The organism is Micromonospora sediminimaris (genome assembly GCF_016863575.1).
Taxonomy (GTDB): Bacteria; Actinomycetota; Actinomycetes; order Mycobacteriales; family Micromonosporaceae; genus Micromonospora; species Micromonospora sediminimaris.
This window is the reverse complement of the sequence record NZ_BOPD01000027.1, coordinates 85584-108849: the sequence shown is the minus strand read 5'-3', so window position 1 is coordinate 108849 and position 23266 is coordinate 85584. Positions and strand designations below refer to the sequence as shown.

17 protein-coding genes and 2 tRNA genes are annotated in these 23266 nt (G+C 68.5%); 8 read left to right on the top strand and 11 right to left on the bottom strand.

Features of this window, described 5'->3' with window-relative positions; genetic code table 11:
- The first annotated feature begins 78 nt into the window (after window positions 1-78).
- Genes Vse01_RS21630 through Vse01_RS21615 form a run of 4 tightly spaced genes read left to right on the top strand, consistent with a single transcriptional unit; the run spans window position 79 to window position 3872 of the window.
- Entirely contained in the window at window positions 79-2469 is a 2391-nt protein-coding gene (locus tag Vse01_RS21630) for a sensor histidine kinase (RefSeq protein ID WP_093410701.1), read from the top strand.
- A gap of 17 nt (window positions 2470-2486) precedes the next feature.
- Entirely contained in the window at window positions 2487-2897 is a 411-nt protein-coding gene (locus Vse01_RS21625) for a roadblock/LC7 domain-containing protein (RefSeq protein ID WP_093410703.1), read from the top strand.
- An 8-nt stretch (window positions 2898-2905) separates the two neighbouring features.
- Window positions 2906-3283: a DUF742 domain-containing protein gene (locus Vse01_RS21620; RefSeq protein ID WP_093410706.1), complete on the top strand. Its 378-nt coding sequence runs from the start codon at window positions 2906-2908 to the stop codon at window positions 3281-3283.
- Window positions 3264-3872, top strand: coding sequence for a GTP-binding protein (locus Vse01_RS21615; RefSeq protein ID WP_093410709.1), 609 nt, complete (start codon window positions 3264-3266; stop codon window positions 3870-3872). Before Vse01_RS21620 ends, Vse01_RS21615 begins: the two co-directional genes overlap by 20 nt.
- 66 nt (window positions 3873-3938) lie before the next feature.
- Here Vse01_RS21615 and Vse01_RS21610 read toward each other — a convergent pair whose 3' ends face one another.
- On the bottom strand, window positions 3939-4631 hold the full coding sequence (locus Vse01_RS21610; protein ID WP_093410711.1) for a hypothetical protein: 693 nt from the start codon (window positions 4629-4631) through the stop codon (window positions 3939-3941).
- Window positions 4632-4856: 225 nt separating this feature from the next.
- On the opposite strand from Vse01_RS21610, the gene Vse01_RS21605 reads away from it, so the two are divergent.
- Complete coding sequence (locus Vse01_RS21605; protein WP_093410713.1) at window positions 4857-5570, top strand: hypothetical protein; 714 nt, start codon at window positions 4857-4859, stop codon at window positions 5568-5570.
- 732 nt (window positions 5571-6302) lie between these two features.
- Here Vse01_RS21605 and Vse01_RS29450 read toward each other — a convergent pair.
- The 6 genes from Vse01_RS29450 to Vse01_RS21580 form a co-directional block, all read right to left on the bottom strand.
- On the bottom strand, window positions 6303-6812 hold the full coding sequence (locus tag Vse01_RS29450) for a helix-turn-helix domain-containing protein (protein ID WP_275415519.1): 510 nt from the start codon (window positions 6810-6812) through the stop codon (window positions 6303-6305).
- 57 nt (window positions 6813-6869) lie between these two features.
- Window positions 6870-6995, bottom strand: a complete 126-nt coding sequence (locus Vse01_RS29665; RefSeq protein WP_275415517.1) for a hypothetical protein — start codon at window positions 6993-6995, stop codon at window positions 6870-6872.
- A 190-nt stretch (window positions 6996-7185) separates the two neighbouring features.
- The gene (locus tag Vse01_RS21595; RefSeq protein ID WP_093410718.1) at window positions 7186-8352 is read right to left on the bottom strand and encodes a Dyp-type peroxidase; all 1167 of its coding nucleotides are present in this window, start codon (window positions 8350-8352) and stop codon (window positions 7186-7188) included.
- Window positions 8345-9601, bottom strand: coding sequence for a S8 family peptidase (locus Vse01_RS21590; protein WP_170863623.1), 1257 nt, complete (start codon window positions 9599-9601; stop codon window positions 8345-8347). The genes Vse01_RS21595 and Vse01_RS21590 overlap by 8 nt, the downstream gene beginning before the upstream one ends.
- A 28-nt stretch (window positions 9602-9629) precedes the next feature.
- A complete protein-coding gene (locus Vse01_RS21585) occupies window positions 9630-10166 on the bottom strand; it encodes an SMI1/KNR4 family protein (RefSeq protein WP_093410722.1) in 537 nt (178 codons plus the stop codon).
- 15 nt (window positions 10167-10181) lie between these two features.
- Window positions 10182-17291, bottom strand: coding sequence for an RHS repeat-associated core domain-containing protein (locus Vse01_RS21580; protein ID WP_170863624.1), 7110 nt, complete (start codon window positions 17289-17291; stop codon window positions 10182-10184).
- Window positions 17292-17789: 498 nt separating this feature from the next.
- On the opposite strand from Vse01_RS21580, the gene Vse01_RS21575 reads away from it, so the two are divergent.
- Together Vse01_RS21575 and Vse01_RS21570 are read left to right on the top strand one after the other, a co-directional pair.
- Window positions 17790-18119 carry a hypothetical protein gene (locus Vse01_RS21575; protein WP_093410726.1) on the top strand — a complete coding sequence of 110 codons (330 nt, stop codon included), beginning with the start codon at window positions 17790-17792 and terminating at the stop codon, window positions 18117-18119.
- 852 nt (window positions 18120-18971) lie between these two features.
- Window positions 18972-20153 carry a tyrosine-type recombinase/integrase gene (locus Vse01_RS21570; protein ID WP_232511457.1) on the top strand — a complete coding sequence of 394 codons (1182 nt, stop codon included), beginning with the start codon at window positions 18972-18974 and terminating at the stop codon, window positions 20151-20153.
- Here the strand turns inward: Vse01_RS21570 and Vse01_RS21565 are convergent.
- The 3 genes from Vse01_RS21565 to Vse01_RS21555 form a co-directional block, all read right to left on the bottom strand.
- A tRNA-Arg gene (locus Vse01_RS21565) sits at window positions 20127-20199 on the bottom strand. The genes Vse01_RS21570 and Vse01_RS21565 overlap by 27 nt on opposite strands.
- Before the next feature lie 35 nt (window positions 20200-20234).
- Window positions 20235-20325 (bottom strand) — tRNA-Ser (locus tag Vse01_RS21560).
- A 321-nt stretch (window positions 20326-20646) separates the two neighbouring features.
- The gene (locus Vse01_RS21555; RefSeq protein ID WP_198413260.1) at window positions 20647-21570 is read right to left on the bottom strand and encodes a hypothetical protein; all 924 of its coding nucleotides are present in this window, start codon (window positions 21568-21570) and stop codon (window positions 20647-20649) included.
- Window positions 21571-21700: 130 nt separating this feature from the next.
- Here Vse01_RS21555 and Vse01_RS21550 point away from each other — a divergent pair, with 130 nt between their 5' ends.
- Window positions 21701-22330 carry a hypothetical protein gene (locus tag Vse01_RS21550; RefSeq protein WP_198413261.1) on the top strand — a complete coding sequence of 210 codons (630 nt, stop codon included), beginning with the start codon at window positions 21701-21703 and terminating at the stop codon, window positions 22328-22330.
- Window positions 22331-22423: 93 nt separating this feature from the next.
- Here Vse01_RS21550 and Vse01_RS21545 read toward each other — a convergent pair whose 3' ends face one another.
- Window positions 22424-23194 carry a CPBP family intramembrane glutamic endopeptidase gene (locus Vse01_RS21545; protein ID WP_093410728.1) on the bottom strand — a complete coding sequence of 257 codons (771 nt, stop codon included), beginning with the start codon at window positions 23192-23194 and terminating at the stop codon, window positions 22424-22426.
- Window positions 23195-23266 lie beyond the last annotated feature (72 nt).

Below are 23266 nucleotides of genomic sequence, written 5' to 3'. Positions count from 1 at the left end.
GCGTCGGTCTGCCTACACCGGCGGCTTGGTCGGCATGCCTCTGCCGACAAGTTCCTCTGCTCGGCATCGGACGGTTCAATGCGGTCTCGCAGCGCCAATCTGCGCACCAAGGTCATCGCGCTCCTCGCCTCACTCGTCGCTCTCTGGGCATTCGCCGCCTGGGTTACCCTCCGAGACGGTGTGGACCTCCTTGGCGTCCAAGCGATCGACAGTCAGATCGTCTCCCCGAGTGAGCCGCTGCTGCTGGACCTCCAGGTTGAACGACGCCTAGCCGTCGTCTACCTCGGTGGTCCCAGTGCCGACCGGAAGAACGCACTCGACGCCGCCCGTCTGGCGGTCGACAAGAACGCCACCGCCTTCAAGTCCACCGCGCGTAGCTGGCTAGCCCGTATGGCCAGCAGTAGCGACGCCGAACAACGCGTGAATGAGGCGATCGCCCAGCTCGATCGACTGCCGGAAGTCCGCGAGTCAATCGACGATCGGTCAGTCGACCGGGCAAGCACCATCGGCACCTACAGCAACCTCGTCGAGTCGATGTTCGCCGTCTACGATGTCGTCGGCACGCTCGATGATCCCGAAATCCAGCAGGACACCCAGAATTTGATCGAGCTGTACCGTCTCCGCGAGATCATCTCGCAGGAGGACGCCTTGCTCACCGGCGCTCTCGCCGCCGAACGGATCACCGCTGGTGAACAGGTCCGGTTCACTGAGCTGGTCATCGCGCAACGCTTCGTCGCGGATCGCACCCAGCTGAACGACTCCGACCAGGCCGCCTTCAACCAAGTCCTCAACGGAGATGCGTTCCGGAGCCTGCGTCAGCTCGAGGACCGGGTGATCAGCACTCGAGGATCGGCCCGTCCGGACGTTACCGCCGAGGAATGGAACGAGGTCGCACCCGCGGCGTTGACCCATCTGCAGGAGATGGTTCTCGGCAGCGGTGACAATCTGGTGCAGCGCGCGGTGCCTGTCGCGGTCGGGGTGATCGTCCGGCTGGTCCTCGCCGCCGGCCTGGGTCTGCTGGCAGTCATCGCGTCGATCGTTGTCTCCATCACCACCGCACGTGCTCTCGTAGCTCAACTGCAGCGACTCCGTGACGCGGCCCATCAACTCGCCGACGAACGACTCCCCGCGGTGGTGGAACGCCTTCAGCGCGGCGAGAAGGTGGACGTCGCCGCCGAGGCACCGCCGCTCGACTTCGGCGCTGACGAGATCGGGCAGGTCGGCCAGGCCTTCAACGCCGTTCAGGAGACGGCTGTCCGTACGGCCGTCGAGCAGGCGGAACTACGCCGCAACGTACGCGACGTGTTCCTGAACCTGGCCCGGCGCACCCAGGCCCTCGTCCACCGCCAGGTGACCCTCCTCGACGAGATGGAGCGTCGTCAGGAGGACGCCGACGAACTCGAAGACCTCTTCCGCGTCGACCACCTCGCCACCCGGATGCGGCGCAACGCCGAGAACCTCATCGTTCTCTCGGGCGCGACGCCCGGCCGTGGCTGGCGCCGCAACGTGCCCATGGTCGACGTCGCCCGCGCCGCCGTGCAGGAGGTGGAGGACTACACGCGGGTGAAGGTGATGCCATTCGGGTCGGTCGCGCTCGCCGGCCGGGCCGCCGGTGACATCATCCATCTGCTCGCCGAGCTGATCGAGAACGCCCTGACCTTCTCGCCGAAGAGCACCCCTGTCGAGGTGCGTGGACAGCTCGTAGCCAACGGCTTCGCCATCGAGATCGAGGACAGAGGTCTCGGCATGGCCGAGGACGATCTGGCCGCCGCCAACGCCGACCTCGCCACCGCCGCCGAATTCAACCTCGCCGACGCCAAGAAACTGGGGCTGTTCGTCGTCAGCCGGCTGGCCGCGAAACACCACCTCGCAGTGCGGTTGAAGCCGTCACCGTACGGCGGGACGACGGCAGTCGTGCTCCTCCCCAAGGACCTGGTCACGACCGCCGACCCGATCGGCGCGGCCTCCTCGCCGACGGTCGGTACGTCCCGAGACGCGGTTGGCGCCAGCGACGCCCAGCGCGTCCCCACCCCCCGGCCTGCCTCTGTCGCCGTCGCGGAGCCCACACCCGTGCACGGCGAAACGATGGAACTGCCCGCAGTGCGCCCGCTGCGTGCCGCCGCTGACGCCGCCGCGACCGTCACCGAAGGACCGGTCAAGAGCGCGCCCAGCGTACGGCAGCGGCCCGAACCTGCTGCCGAGCACACCGAGCACACTGAGCACGGCCTGCCGATGAGAGTCCGTCAGGCCAACATCGCGCGCCAACTACGCGACTCGTCACCAGGCCAACCACAGCCACCGGAGGACGACGAGGCGGGGCGATCCCCCGACGACATTCGCCGGATGATGGCCTCGTACCAATCCGGCACCCGCCGAGGGCGCGATGACGCCGCACGTCTCGTCGACGCCGACGAAGACGAGCAACGCAACGCCGCCGACAACACGTCCGCGGCCGAAACCGACCGGTAAGAAAGAGGAACGGGCAAGTGCAGCAGAATTCCACGGGCGATTTGGCCTGGCTGCTCGACGACCTGGTCGGGCGCGTCAAGCAGGCTGAGCATGCCATCGTGCTCTCCGCTGACGGACTGCTCATGGCTTCCTCCGCCCAGCTCAGCCGAGACGACGCGGAACATCTGGCCGCGATGGCATCGGGCATCCAGAGCCTCGCGAAGGGTGCCAGCAAGCGGTTCGGCGGCGGACCCGTGCAACAGACCATCATCGAGATGAAGTCGTCGTTCCTGTTCGTTACCGCGGCCGGAAGCAACGCATGCCTGGCCGTCCTTGCGGCCGAAGACACCGACGTCGGACTTGTCGCGTACGAGATGGCAATGGTCGTTGCGCGAGCCGGCAAGTTCCTCGCCTCTCCGACCCGGCCGAGCCAGCACACCAACAACTAGGGGCCGCCATGACGATGCCCGACGAAGAACCAGTCTGGTTAGATGACGAAGCCGGGCCGGTGGTCCGGCCATACGCCGTTACGGGCGGACGAGCCAAGCCAGCCAACAGCTTCAATGTGGTCGCTCTGGTCCTTTCGACGCGATCGGCCCCGCCATCCGAGGTGGGGATTGCACCAGAACAGGCGCGGATCATTCACCTCTGTCAACGACCGCTCGCACTCGCAGAAGTGGCCGCGCATCTCAGCCTGCCTCTTGGCACCGTTCGAGTGCTGCTGGACGGACTGATCGCGCAGGGATTTGTCCAGGTCAACGATCCTCGTCAAGCCGCCACCCTTCCCGACGACAGCGTATTCGAGGCGCTCATCAATGGACTACGTCAACTCTGAGCGGACGGGCCAAGTGACCCTTCCCACCGCCATCAAAATCCTCATAGCGGGTGGCTTCGGCGTAGGCAAGACCACCCTCGTGGGATCCGTCAGCGAAACCAAGCCCCTACGCACTGAGGAGGTTCTCTCCGAGCAGGGCGTGGGTGTCGATGACATCTCCGGCGTCGAGACGAAATCGACAACGACCGTGGCGATGGACTTCGGCCGGATCACCATCAGCGAGGAACTCGTTCTCTACCTGTTCGGCACCCCAGGCCAAGACCGCTTCTGGTTCGTCTGGGACGAACTCACGATCGGCGCCCTGGGCGCCGTGGTCCTGGCAGACACCCGGCGGCTCGCCGACTGCTTTCCGTCCGTCGACTACTTCGAGCGGACGAGGCTGCCATTCATCGTGGCCGTCAACTGCTTCGAGAATGCCCGCCAGTACAGCCTTGACGAGGTGCGACTGGCCTTGGACCTCGACCCGGACGTGCCTGTCATGTTGTGCGACGCGCGAGAGCGACAGTCATCCAAAGAGGTCCTCGTAGCGCTGATCGAGCATGTCAAGAAGCAAGGGCTCAGCCGCAGACCCGAGCCGGTAGGTCATTGACCGGCGGCCTGCCGCCACACTCCTCACACTCGCTCGCGGAGTACCCAAACCAGGTTCGCAGGCGCCTCACGCGCCAACGTCAGGGAGAAGGCTGCGCCCCTCCCAGGTTCCATGTTCCGACAACGGGCGGAACCGCATGAACGCGGATTCGTGGTGGAAGTCCCGGCGATGCTGTTCAGCCATGGCGACGGTATGTGTATGTGCCTGTGGGACAGCGCTGCGGCCGTACACCATGTCGGTCATCTCGCGGACGCTGCGCCAGATCGTGAAGGTGGAGAACGTGTGGGGCGGGCGTACCGCTGCGGTGGCGAACGTGGTGCCGGGGTGGCGGGCGACCAAGCGTTCGACCGGCCGCCCCCACTTCAGGAACCGGGGTAGTTCGGGAAGCTTGAGCCGGGCGAGGGTGACGGCCACGATCGGCTCCTCCGGATCCCATCGGCCCGCCTGCACCGGCAGGCCGGCGAGGGCGGCCACCTCGCCGTAACGCCGCAGGTACTGCAGTCGCACATGCCATCCGCCGTCGAGCCGCCGCCCTAGATCGTCGTCTGCGAGGAACCGATCCAACGCCGATTCGTCGTCCCATTCGGCGAACATCGCCAGGCGTCGCAACTGCATCCGTTCCACCGACAACGCCGGGGAGCCGAGTCGCATGAGCGCGAGGCATTCGGCGTGCCGCAGCCCAGCCGCCCGGGGCCTGCGACGCAGGGTGCGCAAGGTCAAGGCCGGCGGAAGCAGCGCGAGATGGAACGAATGCATCATCGGCCCATGATCCCAGTCGTCCGCGACCGCGTCCCCTCCCGGAGCGGGCGACCGGCGGCGGCAGGCGGACGGTTGGCTTCGTCAGCAGCCGGTTCAGTGCCGGTCGCCTCGCCATCTGCACCCGTTCTCCGCGCGCAAGGTTAGGAATTACTCGGCACCCCATGCGGTACGAGGGGCATCCGGCGCACTAGCATTGCTGCGTTCCAGCGGCTGAAACGAGGCGAGATGCGTTGGCTCCGGCAGTTGCTGGGTAGCAAGCGGGTCCAGCTCGATCCAGGGCGGCAGCAGGCACTGCTACGGGATGTCCGGCACCGGTACGGCGTCGGCTCGCCGGCCCGGTTCTCCGAGCAGGTCGAAGCGATCACGCGGATACTGAACGACGACGACGGCCTGGTCGTGGCGGCCCGGATCGTCAGCGAGGTCGCCGACGAGGCTCACGCGGACCTGCAGGCCCAAGCCCACGACGTGCACCGGCGTACGGGCCGGCGACTCCTGGTGCACCGCCGGAGCTACCGACCGCTGTGGAAGGAGGCCGGGCCGGCACTGCGGTGGCCACTGTTCGCGCTGCCGGGCAGGCTTCACCCGTACGTGCAGGTGAGCGCCGCCGTCTCAGTGGTCGGAAGCCGCGCGCCCCGGCTCGGCCAGGTGACCGACCCGGATCTGTTCCTGGCCCGCGTGTTCGAGGTGCTCGATCTCACCATCATCGGCTGCGAGTACGGCCAGGTGCGGGTGGACACCGACGCCGCAGCGCTGGCCGACCGCCTGATCTCGACCGCCGGGCAGGTTCTCGCCGCCATCGACGACCCGCCACGCCTACCGCCGCCGGTACGCGAGGCGATGCGCCGCAACAACACCCTCGACGTCCACGATCCAACCGGTCCTCGGGTGGTCGGCGGCATCAACCTGGGCGCGCGGATGCGGGAGACTCTGCTGGTGTAGAACCCGAAGTGGAGCCGATCTGGGGCCGATCGCCCCGCTCGGCGCAACGGCTTTGGCGCGCGAATAGCGTGGACAGTGATAGCGCTGAGGGCGATGCATCGGGGTCGCGAGCAGAGTCCGTGCGGAGGAGGCGGCATGGGCCTCTTCCGGCTGCCCATCATTCGGGCCAGATGTACACCAGCAGCCCCGCCGCTAATCACATTGGACACTCGTTGGCGCTCGGCCGAAGGCCACCTCAACCATGATCCAGACTGGGCGGCACGCACCCGAACCGCCCCTCGAACGACCCGCAGACATCGGAGCACGAAGCTCCCACACGCTGGAAGATTGCGCTACATGCTGGGAAAGGATCAAGGCCGCGACCAACGTTTCGCTGGTCGCGGCCTTGATCGCGTGGCGCGCCCGAAGGGACTCGAACCCCTAACCTTCTGATCCGTAGTCGGAACCGGGCAAAGTATCTCTATCGCAACCTTATACTCCTATAACGTACCGGTTCACCCGCCCTCCGTCCAGACGGAGGGCTTTTCGTTTCTGCTGGTCCAGGCGTTGCGCTCGACGGGCCGCCGCAGTCTGCGGACGACGAAGCTGCCGCGGATGCTGAAACAGTCGGGTCCGTGCTGGTGGGGTGCCGAACATCCGAGCACCACCGGAGCACCACGCGATCAAATGAGCCGACGGACGAGCCAAATCTCCATCCCGTCTTTACCGGCGTTTGCCTGCCGCCCAGGTCGATCATGAGGTTGCGCGCTTGCTGTGCCACCCAGTCGCCGGTCGGGTTTTCGTGGTGGCGTCCAGCAGGTGGACTCGCCGGGTAGCGACCTCTATCAGGAACAGGACGTAGATGCGGGTCAGTCTGATGGTGTCGACGTGCAGCAAGTCGCAGCACAGGATGCCTTTGGCCTGGGTGGTGAGGAACTCGGTCCAGGCCGGTCCCGCCCGTCGTGGAGCCGGCCCGGCACCGGCCTTGGTCAGGACCGCCCAGGTCGTGCTGGCGGCGAGCCGGTAGCCCAGGCCAGTTAACTCGCCCTGAATACGCCGGCATCCCCAGGTGGGGTTGTCCTGGGCCAGCCGTAGCACCAGCTGGCGGACCTCGGTTGTGACCGGTGGTCGACCGCGTCGGCGTCTCGGGTAGGTCCACCGCCTTGTGATCAGATTGCGGTGCCAGCGCAACAACGTGGCCGGGGTGATGAGAAACGCCTCCCACCGGGTCCGCGGCAACAGCCTCGACAAGCTGGCGAGCACTGCCCGGTCGGCCGGTTCCGGATCCAGCCGGCGCACCTGCCGACGCAGGACCGCGACCTAGTGCCGCAGCACGACCGCGTTAGTGTCACCGCCGCGGGCCAACAGGATGATCACTTGCAGTGCCTGACGAAGAATCAGGTAGCCGATCGACAGGATCATGACCGGCAGCATGACGCCACTCATCGATCCCATGGCGAACAAAGTCGCACGTCAACGCCCGTGGCCGAGTTTTCGAACGGTACAGGCTGCTCACCCCTCCTTACGTTCAGACAGAACGACCCTCAATTCCCGAGGACGCGCCCAACGTCATTTCGTTAGGACCTCTTTGGCCCGGCGCGTTATGCAAGGAGCTCACTCGACCTTTCGTGCGGCGTCACATCGTGAACATGGCCTGTCCGGGGTACTCGCCACCGACAGGTGGGATGAAGTAGTAGCCGCCGCCGTACGGCAGCAGGTACCGCTCCAGCGCCTCGCTGGCCAGCCGCTGCTGGATGGCGGCGAATCCCTTCTCCACGTCCCGCTGGTAGCAGACAAAGATCTGCCCTAGGTGTTCCCCCGCCGCGTCGTCACGGCGCCGGTACGACCAGCCACGGCGCAGAATCTGGTGCGCCAACGCGTCCGGGGTGCGCGGGTTCGCCCGGCGGATATGCGCGTTCAGTGCGATGGTGCGGCCGTCGGGGTCGGCAGCATAGTCCGGGTCGGCAGTCTCAGTGTCCTGCCCCAGCGGTGCCCCCGTGTCCTTGCGTCGACCGAAGACTTTTTCCTGCTCAGTTGTGGACTCCACGTCCCAGCTCGACATGGCCAGGCGGATCAGCCGCACCACCTGGTAAGTACCGCCGACGCACCAGGCCGGCTCGCCGTCGCCCGGCTTCACCCAGACCAGGTCGTCCATCAGTTGAGCGTCTGACGCCTCCGGGTTGCCGGCCCCCTCCCGGAAGCCGAACAGGTTGCGCACCCCGGGCCCCCGGTTACGCGGGTGAAAGCCATCCAGCCGCCAGCGAGGCCGCAGGCCTGGTAGCGACCGGCGCGACGCCCGTTTGGCGATAGTCGGGTCGGTGGCGGTGATCTGCACGAGCAGGTCACCGTGGCACCAGTCGAGATCGAGCACGTCGCTGGGGAACTCCGGCATCGCCGTCAGTAGTCGTGGCGGGCTCAGCCCGAACCGGTCGTCAAAGAGTGAGCCGCCGACCGCGACGGAAACGATGGCGTCGCGCACGGGCTGGCCCAGCGCACGCAGGGCCGCTGCGAGTCCGGCACGATTCGTGGCGGTCACGTCGTATGCGGTCATGGTGCAGGCGGGCAGCGGCGGTGAGACGACACCGGCCGGGTGGACGACCGGGGCGGCGCGGTCGATGGCTGGTCGTCCGGTGCCGGGCGGCGTGGCCCGGTCGGCGTTGTTCGACGAGTCAGGCCGGCGGCAGCCAGCCGCCGCGCTGGCGGCGGTGCCTGCGGCCACCAGGCCGGTTAGGACTGCCCGACGGCGCATGCCACGGTGCGGGATGTGCGGCCGGTGCGGCTCCCGACCGTCGCCGTCAGGCATCGCCGGTCCGGCCGAACAGTTCCGGTCCGACGTACAGCAGCCGGTTCGGTGAGGTGTCGGTGCTCGCCAGTCGCAGCGTGTTCACGGTCGATGCGGCAATGACTCGCTGTGCCACCTGGGTCGGGGGCAGCGTCGGCTCCTCCGCCAGCAGTAGCGCCACGGCGCCGGCGACGTGCGGCGCAGCCATTGAGGTGCCGCGCTGGGAACTGGAGGCGCTGGCGGTGGCGTGGCTGGCTGAGCGGATGTTCTCGCCGGGGGCAAACAGGTCCAGGCAGGTGCCGTGGTTGGAACCCGGGTCGGTGCCGCCCCATCCGCGCGCCCGCTCGTCGGAGGAGTTGCTGGCACCGACCGTGATTGCGGACGGCTCGGAGGCGGGGCTGTAGTTGCACGCGTTCGCGTCCTTGTTGCCAGCGGCGATGACGTACGTGACACCGCTGGCGACCGAGGCGGAGACGGCCTGGTTCTGCAGGGTGGAGAAGCCACCGCCGAGGCTCATGTTCGCCACCGCCGGGTGCTGGGCGTTGGCGGTGACCCAGTCGACGCCCGCGATGACCTGGCTTTGCGTGCCGGGTCCGGCGCAGCTCAGCACGCGAACCGACACCAGCGACACGTTGCTCGCCAGCCCGTACGTCGCACCGCCGACGGTGCCGGCCACGTGCGTGCCGTGCCCGTTCACGCTGCAGTCCTCACCGTCCCAGCCATCCTGGATGGCGTCGAAGCCCACGCTGGCGCGACCGCCGAACTCACGGTGATCGGTACGGATCCCGGTATCCAAGACGTACGCGTGCACGCCGGCACCGGCCGAGTCTGGGTAGACGTACTCGTCGTTCAGCACCGATGTGCGCTGGTCGATTCGGTCGAGGCTCCAGATCGGGTACGGCCGGGTCTCCGCCGGGTAGACCAGCGTGTCGGCCTCGACCAGCGCCACCGACGGGTCGGCGGCCAGCCGGCGCGCCCTCTCCTCGGTGGTTCTCACCACGAATCCGTCCAGCGCCGCCTCGTACGTCCGCACCACGGTGCCGCCATACCGGCGCGCCACCGCGCCGGCCAGCGAGGCGGGCGACCGGCCAGCCTCCGGTCGCAGCGCTACGATGTACTGCCCTTCGACCACCTCGGCGCCGTGCGGAACGACGATGTGGCCGTCGGGCGGTGCCGCGGCCGCGCCGGATCCACCTGCCGCCAGCGGCGCGACGACCAGCATGGCCGCCGCGACCCGCCCGCACCAGCGCCACGAAGAATCCTTTGCCATACCCATTCCTCCCCCGTGTGTGGCCGGCTCAGCCGCCGGCGATGTCGGCGTATATCGCGTCGTACCGGTCGGTGTCCATCGTCAGCAGCCCGTCGCTCCCGACGGTGAACGCGCCCTGCCGATAGCAGCGGACGAAAAAGTCCACCAGCCGTTCGGTATCGGCAAACTCAATCTCGGTCGGTTCACCAATCAGCACTCCGGCGATGCCGGGCCGCTCGTTTCCGGACCACACCGCCGCGTAGAGGTCACCACTCGGTCCGCCGAGCAGCGGCATCCACCGCGTACCAAGCACCGGATCGTCCTCATACGCTGGCCGAAGGGCAGCGGCCTCAGCCGCCGACAGCGGCCGGTAGCCGGGCACCAGGTTCACGGTGTCCTGGATCTGCCCGGGCTCGGAGCGAACTCCGTTACACCAGCCGAACCAGGTGGCCACGTCCTCGGGCACGGGCGCACCGTACGCGCGCTCCACCTCCCCGCGGGAAGTACCCGGCACGAGCAACGAGGCGACTGGACGACCTAGCTCACGGACGATCGTCACCAGTTCGTCGAGACGGTCGATCAGCATGTGCGCTCCCGTTCGTCAATTGACGCGCACATAGTAACGATCACCATTGGCAACGCCGTTGTCTCGAAGGAACGGCCACAGCGAATCTCGGCCGTGCGAGGTGTTCTGTGTCCGGTCGATGAGACGCAGCTGCGCTCCGGCTCCCCCCTCGCGGGTCGACGCGAACGGGTACTCCTCCCAGGACAGGTTGCGGCCAAGCGAGTCCGGCCGCGGCTCGCCGGCCTGGGCAGCGTTGCGGTTCGCCCGGACATTCGACCGGCCGGTCTGTCGGGTGACGATCGGGCTGTGCCCGTTGCGGATAGCGTTTTCGAAGTTGTCGGCCACATCCGGGTACCGATTGCGGTTGATCTCATGCACCGGCAGGACCTCGGTGTCTCCGTTGCATCCCACCGCGAAGATGCGCGGCGCGTTGGTGTTATGGACGAGGACCGGCTCGCCACCGACCACCACGTGGTACGTGTGCAGGTCGTCGACGGTGAGGTTGTGGACCCGCTGCACGTCGGTGCGGTGCTGGATCGCGGTGATCTGGACGTGGGTGCCGGCCCCGGTTTGGAGCAGGCCGCCCGTCCGCAGGTCCTTCGCCTCACGCCACTCACCCGGTTCGGGCATCCAAAATGGGTGGCCGTCGGTCGCGGTGAGCGTGCCGTCGGCGGCGCCGTCGCCGTCGGTGTCCACGGCGATGTCCACCAAGCGCTTGACGCCGTCCCCGGTGATCACACCGGTGACCGTGCGGGCCGCCGTTTGGCCGGTCTCGGGATCGCCAGCCAACACCCTGTCACCCAACCGCACGTCGGCGATCCGCTTGCGCGAACCGTCGGCCATCTGCACCAACGTCTCCGGGGTGAAGCTGTTCGGTGTCGAACAGCTTCGCCCGCCGCCGGGACGCGCCGGCTTGGTGCCCAGTGGGTCGTTCAGCGCGGTCGGCCGGTTCAGGGCGTACGTGTACGGGTTGGACTCGCCCGATGTGATGCCGATCGGATCTTCGCTGATGAAACGCTGCAGGACCGGGCTGTAGTAGCGGGACCGGTAGTAGTAGAGCCCGGTGCCGTCGTCTTCGCGGCCGGTGTAGCGGTAGGGGTTGCCACCGTCGTCACCGGTAACACTGGTGGTGCCGAACGGGTCGTACGCGTACTGCGCCCCCGCCCCGGCGTCGTCGACCAACGCCACAGTACTACCCACGCCGTCGGTGAGGAACCGCTTGGTCGTACCGCCCGACTCGCGCAGGTGCCAGCCGTCGAACCCGGCACCGGTCATCGTCGCCGTGACCGCCCCAGCCACCTTTTCCTGCACCGGGTTCGCCCCGTCGTACAGATAGTTCGTGGTAGCTGCGCCGATGGTGCGGGCGGTGCGGCGGCCGTCAGTGGCGTATCCGAAGGTGGCGGACAACCCCGGGCGGCTCAGTGAGGATAGTTCGCCACGCGGGCTCCACGTGTACGTGGTCTCGCCATCGGAGGTGAGGTTGCCGTCGGCGTCGTAGGTGACATCGACGTCGTCCAAGGTGTCGATCCGGTTGGCCGCGTCATAGGTCGCGGGCCCGAACGGCGCGGGTAGGACTGGACGAGAGTAGCTACCGGAGGTCCGGATCGGCAGGCCGGCAGCGTCGTAGTCGTACACCAGCTCGCCCAGCACGGTCGTTCCGGCCTGGTAGGTAATCGACTTCACTTGGCCCGCGTGGTTGTAGTTGTAGACCTGGTGCACGCCCTCGCCGGGCGCCCCTACCCGCTCCGGCCGGCCCACGGCGTCCCGGGTGATGGCGGTGACCTGCGTACCGTTGCGATGGATCTCGCTGAGGGCGCCGTTGGCGTCGTAAACATGCCGTGTGGCACCGTCTGGCAGCGTCATGGTGCGGTCTCGCACGGTCGTGCCGTAGCTGTAGTCGACGGTGCCTTGCGGCGTTATCTCGCTGCGTACCCGGTCGAAGTCGTCGTACTCGAGCGTGGTCGTGCCGGCCTGTGAGTCGGTGGTGCCGCGTAGCCGGTCGGCCAGGTCGAAGGTGTAGTCGACCGTGGTCCCGCCGACGCGGGTCTGCCCGGGGCGGTTCAGCTCGTCATAGTCGTGCTCGGTGACGATTTGCCGCCGGCTGGTGTGCCGGGTCAGGTTGCCGTTTCGGTCGTACCCAAAGGTCTCGGCCCTGCCGAGTGGGTCGGTGATCTTCTCGAGCAGATCCATCTCGTTGTAGTCGTAGACCGTCTCGCCGCCCCGCGGGTCGGTCACGATGTGGAGCATGCCGTTCGCGTTGTATTCGAAAACAGTCGTGTGTCCGAGCGGGTCGGTGACCGAACGCGCCTTGCCGTGGTGCGCCCAGGCGGTTTCGGTGGCGGCACCGCGGCCGTCCACCTCGTACACCGGTCGGCCAATCGCGTCGAAGCCGGCCCGCAGGCTCCGCCCATCTGGATCGGTGATGGTCACCGGGTCCGCGTCGGCGTACTCGTACGTCGTCTCGCGCTGCCCCGGATCGATTTCCTTGGTGATCAGTCCGGCTGCGTTGACCTCGTACGTGGTACGGCGGTTGGTCGCGTCGGTGACGCTCCTGGTGGCGCCGCGCCCGTCCAGGTCCACGCTCGTGCTGTTGCCGAACGTGTCAGTAAACTTGGTCAGCTCACCGTGGGGGCCGTTTCGTTCAAACACCTCGGAGCGGGCCTGCGGCGTGCCCGCGAGGTACGTGATCTCCTGGACCTGACCCGCGTCGTCGTAGTCGTAGGTGGTGCGGCGGTCGAGGGCGTCCACCGTGGCTACGGGACGCACGCCACTGTCGTCGTACTCGGTCCGGACAGTTTGCGCCCTGCCGGTGCCGAAGGCGCGGGTGTCCGTGAGGACCGCACCGTGGGCGTTGAACGTGAACCGACGCACGTGGCCGCGGGGGTCGGTCATCCGCGTTTCGGTGATGGCGCCGCCAGCGGTGGTGTACTCGAACTCGGTCAGTCCGCCATCTGCGGCCCGCTGCGACTCGACCCGGCCCTGGTTGTCGTACTCGTTGACCATGAACTCGGTGCCGCGTGGGTCGCGCGCGGTCTTCATTCGGCCGGCCGTATCCCAGGTGTACTCGGTGACCCCGCCGTCTGGATTCGTCACCGTCTTCAGGTGGCCGGTTCCGTGGTACGTGTAACTAACCCGGCGCCCGATGTTGTCCTCGATGGCGCTGATGCGCGGCGGGTTGGCAGAGTCGTAGCTGAACCGCACCCAGCGGCCGCTCGGGGAGGTGATTTGGGTGATGGCGCCGTTCTGCCGGACTTTGCCGTCGGTACCCGGACCGGCCGTGGCCCGGGTGATGGTGGTGGTGTTGCCATACTTGTCGCGGATCGCCTGGACGGGTGCCTCGTCGCCGAGGACGATCACGGTGCCGTCCCGGAGCGTGACGTCCCAGCCGTCGCCGTTCCACGCCACGGTAGACCCGTCGTACTTTGTGGGAGTCGGTGCGGCCCGGAAGACAGCACCGGCGTAGTCGGTGCCCGGCGTTGTCCTCGTGTAGTGAATCTTCGAGCCGTCCGGCTGGATCAGGTCGAACGTCTGAAAGTCGAAGTTGCCGATGCTACCGGGTGACCACGGGAAGATGCCGTAGTTGAAGTTCATTCCCGTGCCGAAGACTCGGGCGTCCTGGTCGCCCTGCTGGTACGTCCGTTTAATCTCGATTGGCAGGATGTCGTCGATGACCAGGTCGACGCTTTCGTCGACGAGCAGGCCTGTGGCTGGGTCCACCGGATCCGCGACCCGCACGCCGTTGGCCACCGGGGCGCGCGGCGGGGGATTCATCCCCGGCACAGCAGTCATCGCACCGGTCAGACGGTAAAACCTGACGTCCTTGTCGGGCACAATCCGCCTGCCGTCCCGGGAGACCGTGCCGTGTCCGTAGATGTGCCAGCCGCGGCCGTCCGGGTCGTAGTTCCAGAACTGGGTCCGGGTGCCCGGAGCTTCCTTGGTGTAGTTCGGGTAGACGATCGTGGCACCCTCGGGGAACAGCACCCCGCCGCCGGGTTGGACGCTGAAGTAGACCGGTACCTTCGTCGGCGGAAGCGGGAATGGTGGCCGGTCGATGGGCACGGGGGTGAGACTCAGCTCCCGGACAACGTTGCCGTCCGCGTCGCGGATCACCGTGCCGGCCGGGATGCGCACCTCCAAGCCGGGGATCGCCTTGGTGGTGAGCACGACCTCCGTCGTGGTTGGGCTGGGCACCTGGACCGTGTCGGCAGGGTCGATCTCCGGCAGGTAGATCGTGTGCGGCAGGACGAGCACCTGTCCGCGCTCGACCTCAACACCGATGTCGAACACGCCGTACTCGCCCTCCGCGGTGCGGCCGTCCACGCGCAGCGACAGATGGCCTCCGGGCACGTCGGCCAGGGCGAAGCGTCCCTTAGCGTCGGTGACGGCGCGCTTGCCGGCCGCGCTGACGGTGACCTTTGCCAGCGGCTGGCCCCGGGTGTCGAGCACCTTGCCGACCACGCCGGTCATCCCGACCGGGAACTGCAATGCGCGATCACGGTGCGGCGGAGTCCACTCCCCGGTGACCCAATCGCCGCCGTCGAGGTGTCGGGCGTCCGGCTTCCAGCCGGTGGCGACCTGACAGGCGCTGGCCGCAGGCTTTGGCTTCGGCGCCGCGTCCGCCTGCCCGGGCGCTGGCGCCGACGGAACGAGTGCGGTCTCCGGCTCCGTGTCGCATACCGGGGTGACCGGTCGCGGCTCGGTGAGCGCCTTCCTGTCAGCAGTCCTGGGCACCAACGGCGTCGTGCGGTTCTTCAGGCCCAGCTCGATGGTGCCGGTGGCGCCCGTGCCCGGGTCGAGGATCAGCGTATGCACGCCCGTGGCGGTCAGCGTGGGCAACTGTTCCCGGAACCGGACCGGCCACCAGTGGTTGGCCAGCACCCGCCCGTCCGGGCCGACGAGGGTGTAGTAGAAGGCGCCGCCGCCCTCGAGTCCGAGCGCGACGATGTTCATGTCGATTCGGTCACCGGCGTTGGCGGTGAACGTCAGCCGTGCATTCTGCGCCGGCCGCGCGATGGTGATCGTCTTGTTCGCGCCGTCCACGGTGAAGTCGCCTGCGTCGGCTTCGGTCGACAGAAAGAGCGTGAGATCACCGGTCTCCCGGTTGAACGTGGTGATCTCGATTCGGTGCTCACCGGAGACCGTCAGCGCCGGCAGGTCCAGACCGAACCGGGTGTCGATGTTGGCGCTGGTGAGCAGCGAGTTGTCCGGCCGGTACACCCGAACCGTGAGGTTCGCCATGGGGGTTCGGGTTCCGAGGCTCAGCCGCTGACCAACCTGCCCGGCAAACCGGCCCACCACCCTCTGCCCGGGCAGCTCCACCGGAGCCGGGATCGCCGTGTCCAGCGCCATCTCGCCGACGTCGATCGCCTCGGCCGCGTACACGTTGACCCGCCCGGTGCCTGGTGACTCCGGATCCACTTGGAGCCGGTACCGGCCCGTGTCCGGCAACGCGGCGATGTCGAAGCTGCGCCCACTGCCCAGGCTGACCTGGCTGCCGTTGGGCCGGAACAGCCGTAGCGTCACCTCGCCCGGTATCGCGTTGTTGATCGTGCCCATAGAGATCGGCCGACCAGCGGTACCGTCAAAGAAGAACTCGGCATCCCGGCCCGGTCGGTCGATCGTCACGGACGAGCGGGTGTTAGAAGCCAGCGTGCCGCCGTCGATCGACGTCGACAGCCACGCCTTGACCGTGCCCACCGCCTGCCACCCGGTGATGAGCAGGTGGTGCGTGCCCGTCTTGCGCAGGGTCGGTAGGGAACGTGCCTCGGGCCATCCCCGTGGCAGTTCGCGCTGCACCTCGTCCGGCTCGATCAGCAACGCGCCCGGATAGTACGGGCGGTCATTTTGCTGGAGCAGGTTCTCCGAAAACCCGAGCTGGAGATCCTGCCCGGCGATGCCCTCGAACGGCAGCCGCACCGACTGGCCCGGCCGCTCGATACGCAGGCTGGCCTCGGCACCGTTGACGCCGAGCGTCGACCCGTTGATCACCGAGGACAGCCAGATCTTACCGAAGCCCAACTCGTTCGGCCCGAACGTGACCGCCAGCCGGTACGTTCCGGCGCCCCGGGTCCGGTAGACCATCGTCGGGATGTAGTCGGCTAGGGCGTAGTTCCAGGTGTTCGCCGTGCCATCGGGCGCGGTGATGGTGACAACGAAGCGGTTGGACGGCTCACTCAGCTCGGTCAGGCCGAGACTGATCCACTCGTTAGCCGCCGCCGTGAACGGAAACTCGGTCGCCTGCTGCGGCACGGTGATCTGGAACGGCACGCCCGCGCCATTCTTCGTCAGGTTCGTACCGGCGAGCGTCGTGGACGCCGCGATCGCGACCTGCCCCGCCGCGCCGTCGTTCGGCTTGATCACCATCGCGTACGTGCCGGTGGTAGGCATGGCCGGCAGGTCCTGGCTCAGCGGCGCACCGGCCCAGATGTCGAGCGGGTCGCCCAGCGCTCCGCGGGCGAAGTTGCCGCCGTACGGGGTGAACATCCATAGCGCCGAACGAACAGGAATGGTGTTGTTCGAGGTCTGTAGGTTGAGTCGCTCGCCGGCGGTCCCGTCGATCAGCAGGAGTGCCGCCTTGCCGGCCGGGATGGTGGCGGCGATCGCCGGACCGTCCTTGGCCAGCCGGCCCGCGTAAACCAGGTCACGCATGACGAACCCGCGCGGTGAGACGAGGAAATCTTCCGAACTGACCGCCACGCCACCGGGGGTACGCACGCTGATTCGTCCCGCGGACGCCGCGTCGGGCACCCGTATCCGCAGGCTCGTCGCACTCGCCTGCTCCACCCGCGCGACCGTCCGGTGGAACTGCACCACGTTGCGGCTCGCCACCGGGTCAAAGCCTGTTCCGGTGATGGTGACAATCTCGTTGCGGTTGCCGCGGTCCGTGGACACCTCGGTGATCTGCGGCTTGGTCACCCCACGCGCCAGCGTGAACGGCGTCGGGCTCGTCGCCGCCTCGCCGCCGGTCGCCACCCGCACCACACCGTCGGTGACGCCGGCAGGGATCTCAATGGTCAGCCGGTTGGCGTTGGCCGTGGTAACCGTCGCGGGAATGCCATCGACGGTGACGTCGTTGTCGGCCGCCGCCGGAGCGAATCCCGTGCCCTGAATCTCCACCCTCGTGCCGACCGGGCCACGCGCCGGCACCAGAGCGAAGATCGTGACACGAGACGCCGGTACCCGATCGGTGCGCAACAGGTTGCCGGCTTCGTCATACCGGTTGACGGCCGCATCGGTACCGTCGCTAGTCGCAACGAGCTGGCCTGCGGCATCGTAAAAGTGCTCTAGCGGCCCGGCCTGCCCGGCTGCAAGCCGGGCACCCGGCTCCGGGACGGCAGCCAACGCAGGCGTCGGGGCCTGCGCGAAGCCAAGGCCGAGCGTGACGACGACCAGCGCCGAGAGACGGATACGCAGACGGAAGCCACGCGTAGCGCTCATTGATCCCCCGTTAGATCAATTGGTCAACGGCGACGTCGACACCCATTGCGATGAAGTTCGTCGATCGCCGCGGTGCGAACCCACCGTAGCGGCATCAACGCAATCTGTCATCCCCCGGTAGGGATCGGTTGGCCATGTGGAGGCCGCAGCGGCCGCGCGCAGGCAGGCGGGCAGCGCGTGATGCGGACGGCCGCTACCGTGACGACCATGGCCAGGATTCCACGGTGGACCATCATCCTCGCCGTTGCCGTGGTCGCCTCTGCCGCCGGTACGGCCGTACTCGGCTCGGTCCTCACGGCGGGCCCGGACCGGCCGGACCGGGCCGAGGTCATCGCCGCGCTGCGGCGGGATCCACGCACGGCCGACGTGCCCGACCCGGCGGCCGAGTGCGTGGCGGACTGGTACCTCACTTACGCTCCCGACGACCAACTGGCAGCGCTGCTCGACGGCGCGGACGGTGTTGACGCCACCACCGAGGTCAACCTCTCCCCGCAGGCACAGACCGCAATCCTCGAGTGCCTCAAGGAAGCCACATGACTGGTCCGCCTACTGACGGCAGCAAGAATGTCCGGCAACGACGACACAAGACGCCGGGCTCAGCGATGGCTCTACAAGATCCTGGGCGGCTCAAACACGCAGCGGACTGGCACCGGCGGCTTGTCGAGGCGCGGCCAGCCGAACGGCTTGAGCGCGCAGGGCGGGACTTGACCGCCAGACATGTGGCACAGCTGTGGTCGCGCTTCGCCAGGACACTCGGCGCGCCGGAATCAAGATCGCCGGAGCCGGTCTCTGGCGGTGCCGCTGCCTCACGGCACGCGCTACCTCTGGCCTTCGACGACAGTCACTACCCGGCCCTCGGGTGGGCCGCCGCCCCGCCAGCCAGCGGATCGCCAGAAGGCACACGTGGCGAGCGCCGGTCGATAGGCCCGTATCGGCAGGTTGGTCGGCGTCGGTGGAACAGGTGACTCCACGAGAAGGGCACGGTCATGGCGAGGTCAGAGGTGATTTTCAAACGGTGCGGGTGCCGGGACGACCAGCGGCGGCGATTGGAGCAGTCCTGCCCCCGATTGGGCGAACGTGGCCACGGCACCTGGTACTTCCACTGCTCCGCCACGAATCTGCTCGGCCAGCGGGAGCGGGCCCGTCGTGGTGGCTACCCCTCGCAGGCCGCCGCCCGCCACGCCCGCGACGAATGGCTGAACAGCACCGAGGCGGACCGGACGGCACAGGGCTGGACGGTCGAACGGTGGCTGCGACACTGGCTCGACAACCGCACCACGATCCGACCCACCACGCGCTTTCACTACACCCGCGACGTCGAGAACGTCCTCATCCCGCAGCTCGGCCGACAACCGCCTGGCCGACCTCGACGCCCCGCTCCTGCGCACCGTGTTCGCGCACATAGCGACCACCAGGAACAGCAAGGGCCGCCCCCAGTCCGCCTCGGCGATGCACCACCTGCGCATCACCCTGCGCGCCGCCCTCAACCTCGCGGTCAAGGAAGGCGTCCTGGACTGCAACCCGGCGCGGCACATCGAGATCACCGGCTACCAGCAACCCTACGCCAAAGTCTGGACCGACGCCCGCGTCGCCTCCTGGGAACAGACCGGCGCCCGGCCGGCCGTGGCGGTCTGGACCGCCGACCAGCTCGCCGAGTTCCTCAGCGCCGTGAACGACGACCCCCTGTTCGCCCTCTGGTGGCTCGCCGGCCTGCGCGGACTGCGCCGTGGCGAGTTGTGCGGGCTGCGGTGGTCCGACATCGACCTCCACCGCGGCGTCCTGACCATCGAACGTAACCGCACCACCGCCGGCTACCACGTCGTCGAAGGCCAACCGAAGACCCCGGCCGGGCGGCGGTCGGTCGCCCTCGACAAACGCAGCGTGCAGATCCTGCGCGTGCACCGCCGCCACGAGCAGGACCGAAAGGCGGAGGCGGCGGAGAACGGCACGCCGTGGACCGACAGCGGATACGTGTTCACCCGCTCAGACGGCAAACCGATCAACCCGAACTACGCCACCACCCGCTTCCGAATCCTCGTCCGCCGAGCCGGGCTGCCCCCGGTACGGCTGCACGACCTGCGCCACGGCGCCGCGTCCCTCGCCCACGAGGCCGGTGCCGACCTGAAAACCCTGCAGGATCTGCTCGGGCACTCCAGCATCGTGGTCACCGCCGACACCTACACCAGCGTCCTGCCACAGATCCAACGCCGCTGCGCCGACGCCACCACCCAACTAGTCCTCAACGCCGCCCGCCGGACCCGCAAGAAGATCAAGACCAAGGCCCGCAAGAACCGGCCCGACCGCGGCCCCAAAGCCGGCACCCCAGCGCCGACGAAACCGAAAACACGTGCTCCGGCCCCAACGAAACGCAAGCAGACCGCAAAGCCGCAGGTCACTTCTCGACAAACCCCCGAGAAAGCCGCTTCCGGGGCCGCACCCACATCGCACCCACATCGCACCCACGCGACACCCACCGTCCACACCGGGCGGACAGCAGGGAGGGCCCGAACCGCGTTCCCGCAGCCCGGACCCCTTATGATCTTGCGCGCCCGAAGGGACTCGAACCCCTAACCTTCTGATCCGTAGTCAGATGCTCTATCCGTTGAGCTACGGGCGCTGGTGCTCGGCCAGTCTACACACCCGGCCTTCGCGCGGAGACTCCGGGATTCGAACCCGGGAGGGGCTTTAAGACCCCAACCGCATTAGCAGTGCGGCGCCATAGACCAGACTAGGCGAAGTCTCCCAGGTGGCCCGCAGACCACCGCGCCCGAGGATACAGGCCGCGCCCGGCCGGGAGCAAAGCGACTACCGGAACGAGTTGCGCCCAGTGATCCCAGACGGCTCCCCGCTGTGCATTGGTGTGATCAGGACTACGCTCCATCGGCATGCAGGAGCAGCCGCCCAGCGAGCAGAACCGCCGTGAGCCTGCTGAGGGAGCCCGCCGACGCACCGCGAAGGCGACCTTCACGCCGCCTCCGGCACCGACACCGTCGCCACCGGAGGAGCAGGAGGATCCGACCGGGTCCCGTCCTCGACGGTCGAAGGCGGCACCGAGCGTGCTCTTTCAGCCGCCACCGACGCCGGAGCAGCCGCTGCCGCGCCAGTCCGGGCCGGCCGCGTCCCGGCCTTCGGCCACGCCGGTGCCGCCGTTCACCGGGGTGACGGAGGCGGCGGGCCAGAGCGAGCGCACGGCTTCACCGGCGAGCCGAAAGGTCGGGGAAGCCACGTCGGTACCTGCGTCGCGTCGCCGTGGTAGCACCGGCCAGCCGCCGGCAGCGGGTTCGGACTCCGTTGGAACGGACGGGACTCCGGCTGACGCCCGACCCGCCCGCCGGAAGTCGGCCAGGCGCGAGACATCGCCGCAGCAGGTTGGATCTGCCGACCCCGTTTCCAGCCTTGGAGCCCCGGCCACCGACCCCTCAGCCTTCGACACCACGGAGACGGACAGCGGGACTACCGACGCCGAAAGGACCGCCCGGACGACCGATTCCCCCTCCGTTGACACTGGCAAGCCGGCCGCCGAGGGGACGGGCGGGGCAGCGGCCGGCCCCGCTGCGGCCGGAAGGGCTCCGGCACGGAAAGCGGCCAAGACGACGGCGGCGCAGAGAAGGGTGCGGGCGAGCGACGAGAGGGCACCCGAGGCGACCGGCGAGGCGACCGGCGAGGCGACCGGCGTCGAGAAGGCGACGAGGAAGGCTACCCGGCGAACGGCAACCGGCGCGGCTACCGCCCCGGGCGAGGCTGGTCCGACGGCGTCGGGTACCGAAACGGCGGCGGCCAGTGCCGAGGCAGCACCGGTCAAGGCAGCCCGGAAAGCCACGAAGAGGGCTCCCCGTAAGAGGACCACCAGCGAAGCGGCCAGCGGCAACCCGACCGCCAGCGAGACGACCGCCACCAGCGGCACGGCGACCACCAGCGAGACAGCCATCAGCGGCACGACCACCAGAAAGACGACGGCCAGCGGACCGGCCACAAGCGCGACGACCACCGACGGAGTGGTTGGCGAGCCCGGGTCAGCGCCGGGCAGTGCCGTCTTGGTGCCGGCGGCCGGGGCCGCACCGTTCGGCGACGGCAGCGGGCGCGACATTTCGGGGCGTACGCCGGAATCGGAGCTGGGGATGCTCGTGACGCGGGTCGTCGACCATCCGGGCTTCGCCCCGGAGCTACTGGCCCTGACCGCGGTGGAGGTCCTCGGGCCCGGCGCGGCCGAGTGGGGCCGGCGGCTGCGGGAGTTGTACCCGGGGGCGCGGGCGGACGGGCTGGCCCGGCTGGCCAACCGGCGCTTCGTCCGGCAGGCCGGCGTCGGTGGGGCGACCGCCGCGTTGAGCGGAGTCTTCGCGCCGGTGGTCGAACTGGCGGCGGTGCTCTGGTCGCAGGCGAACCTGGTGCTGCACCTGGCGGCGGCGTACGGCCATGATGCGGCGCATCCGGACCGGGCGGCGGAACTGCTGATGTTGGCCCAGGTACACCCGGACCTGGCGAGCGCGGAGGCGGCGGTGGCGGCGGCGCGGGCGGCGCAGAGACCGGAGGATAAGCCCGGACTCCGCGCGGTCGAGGCGGCCTGGCGGCTGGCGGCCCCGCTGGCCGCGCAGGCGGGTGGCTGGCTGGCGCTGCGGCTGGTGTCCCGGCTGCTGCCGGGTACGGCGGCACTGACCGCAGCGGCCGGCAACTCGGCGGGGGCCGAACGCCTGGCCGCCCGAGCCGCCACCCTCTACCGCCCACCCCACCGCCCACCCCGTGAGCCGTGAGCCGGTTGACCAAGAAGTTTCGTCACGACACGCCAGGCGGACAGACGCAAACCTCTTGATCGACTTCGAAAAGGCGGCCCGGGACTGGACTGGTCAGAGCCAGGTGAACCATTCTCGGGGTAGCAGGGCGTAGCCGAGGAAGGCGACGATGTCGAGCAGGGCGTGGGCCACGATCAGCGGCATCACCCGGCGGGTACGCAGGTAGAAGAGGCTGAACACCACCCCCATCACCGCGTTGCCGAGGAACGCGCCGAACCCCTGGTAGAGGTGGTACGAGGCGCGCAGCAGCGCGCTCGTGGCGATGATCGCGCCGACCCGCCACTGGAGCTGACGCAGCCGGGTCATCAGGTAGCCGACCACGATCACCTCCTCCAGGATGCTGTTCTGGAACGCGGCGAGGATCAGTACCGGCACCGTCCACCACAGGTCGGGCAGGGCGGCCGGCACCAGGGTGGCGTTGATGCCGAGCTGGGCCGCCGCCCAGAACAGCGCCAGGCCGGGGAGGCCGATCAGCGCCGCCAGACCGGCGCCCCGGGCCAGGTCGGACCCGGGTCGTCCGAAGTCCAGGCCGAGGGTCCGTACCGGATCGCCGGGGTCCCGCGCCAGCAGGTGTACGGCGAGCAGCACCGGCAGCAGCGCGAAGACGATGCCGAGCAGTTGGTACGTCAGGTCCAGGTAGGGGCGGGCCGACGCGGAGGTGTTCAAGGCGGCGGTCTGCCGCGACAGGCCCCCCTCGGCGGTCAACTTCGCGATGATCGACACGGCGGCGTAGACGGCCGACTGGCCGAGGGAGAGGCCGAGTACCAGCATCGTCTCGACGCCGAGTGTCCGGCGGGACACCGGACGGGTGAGCTCAACTGTCACCGGACCACTCTGCCCGACCGGAGGCGCTCCCGGTGACACCCGCCCACCGGCGAACAGCCCTCACGATGCGAT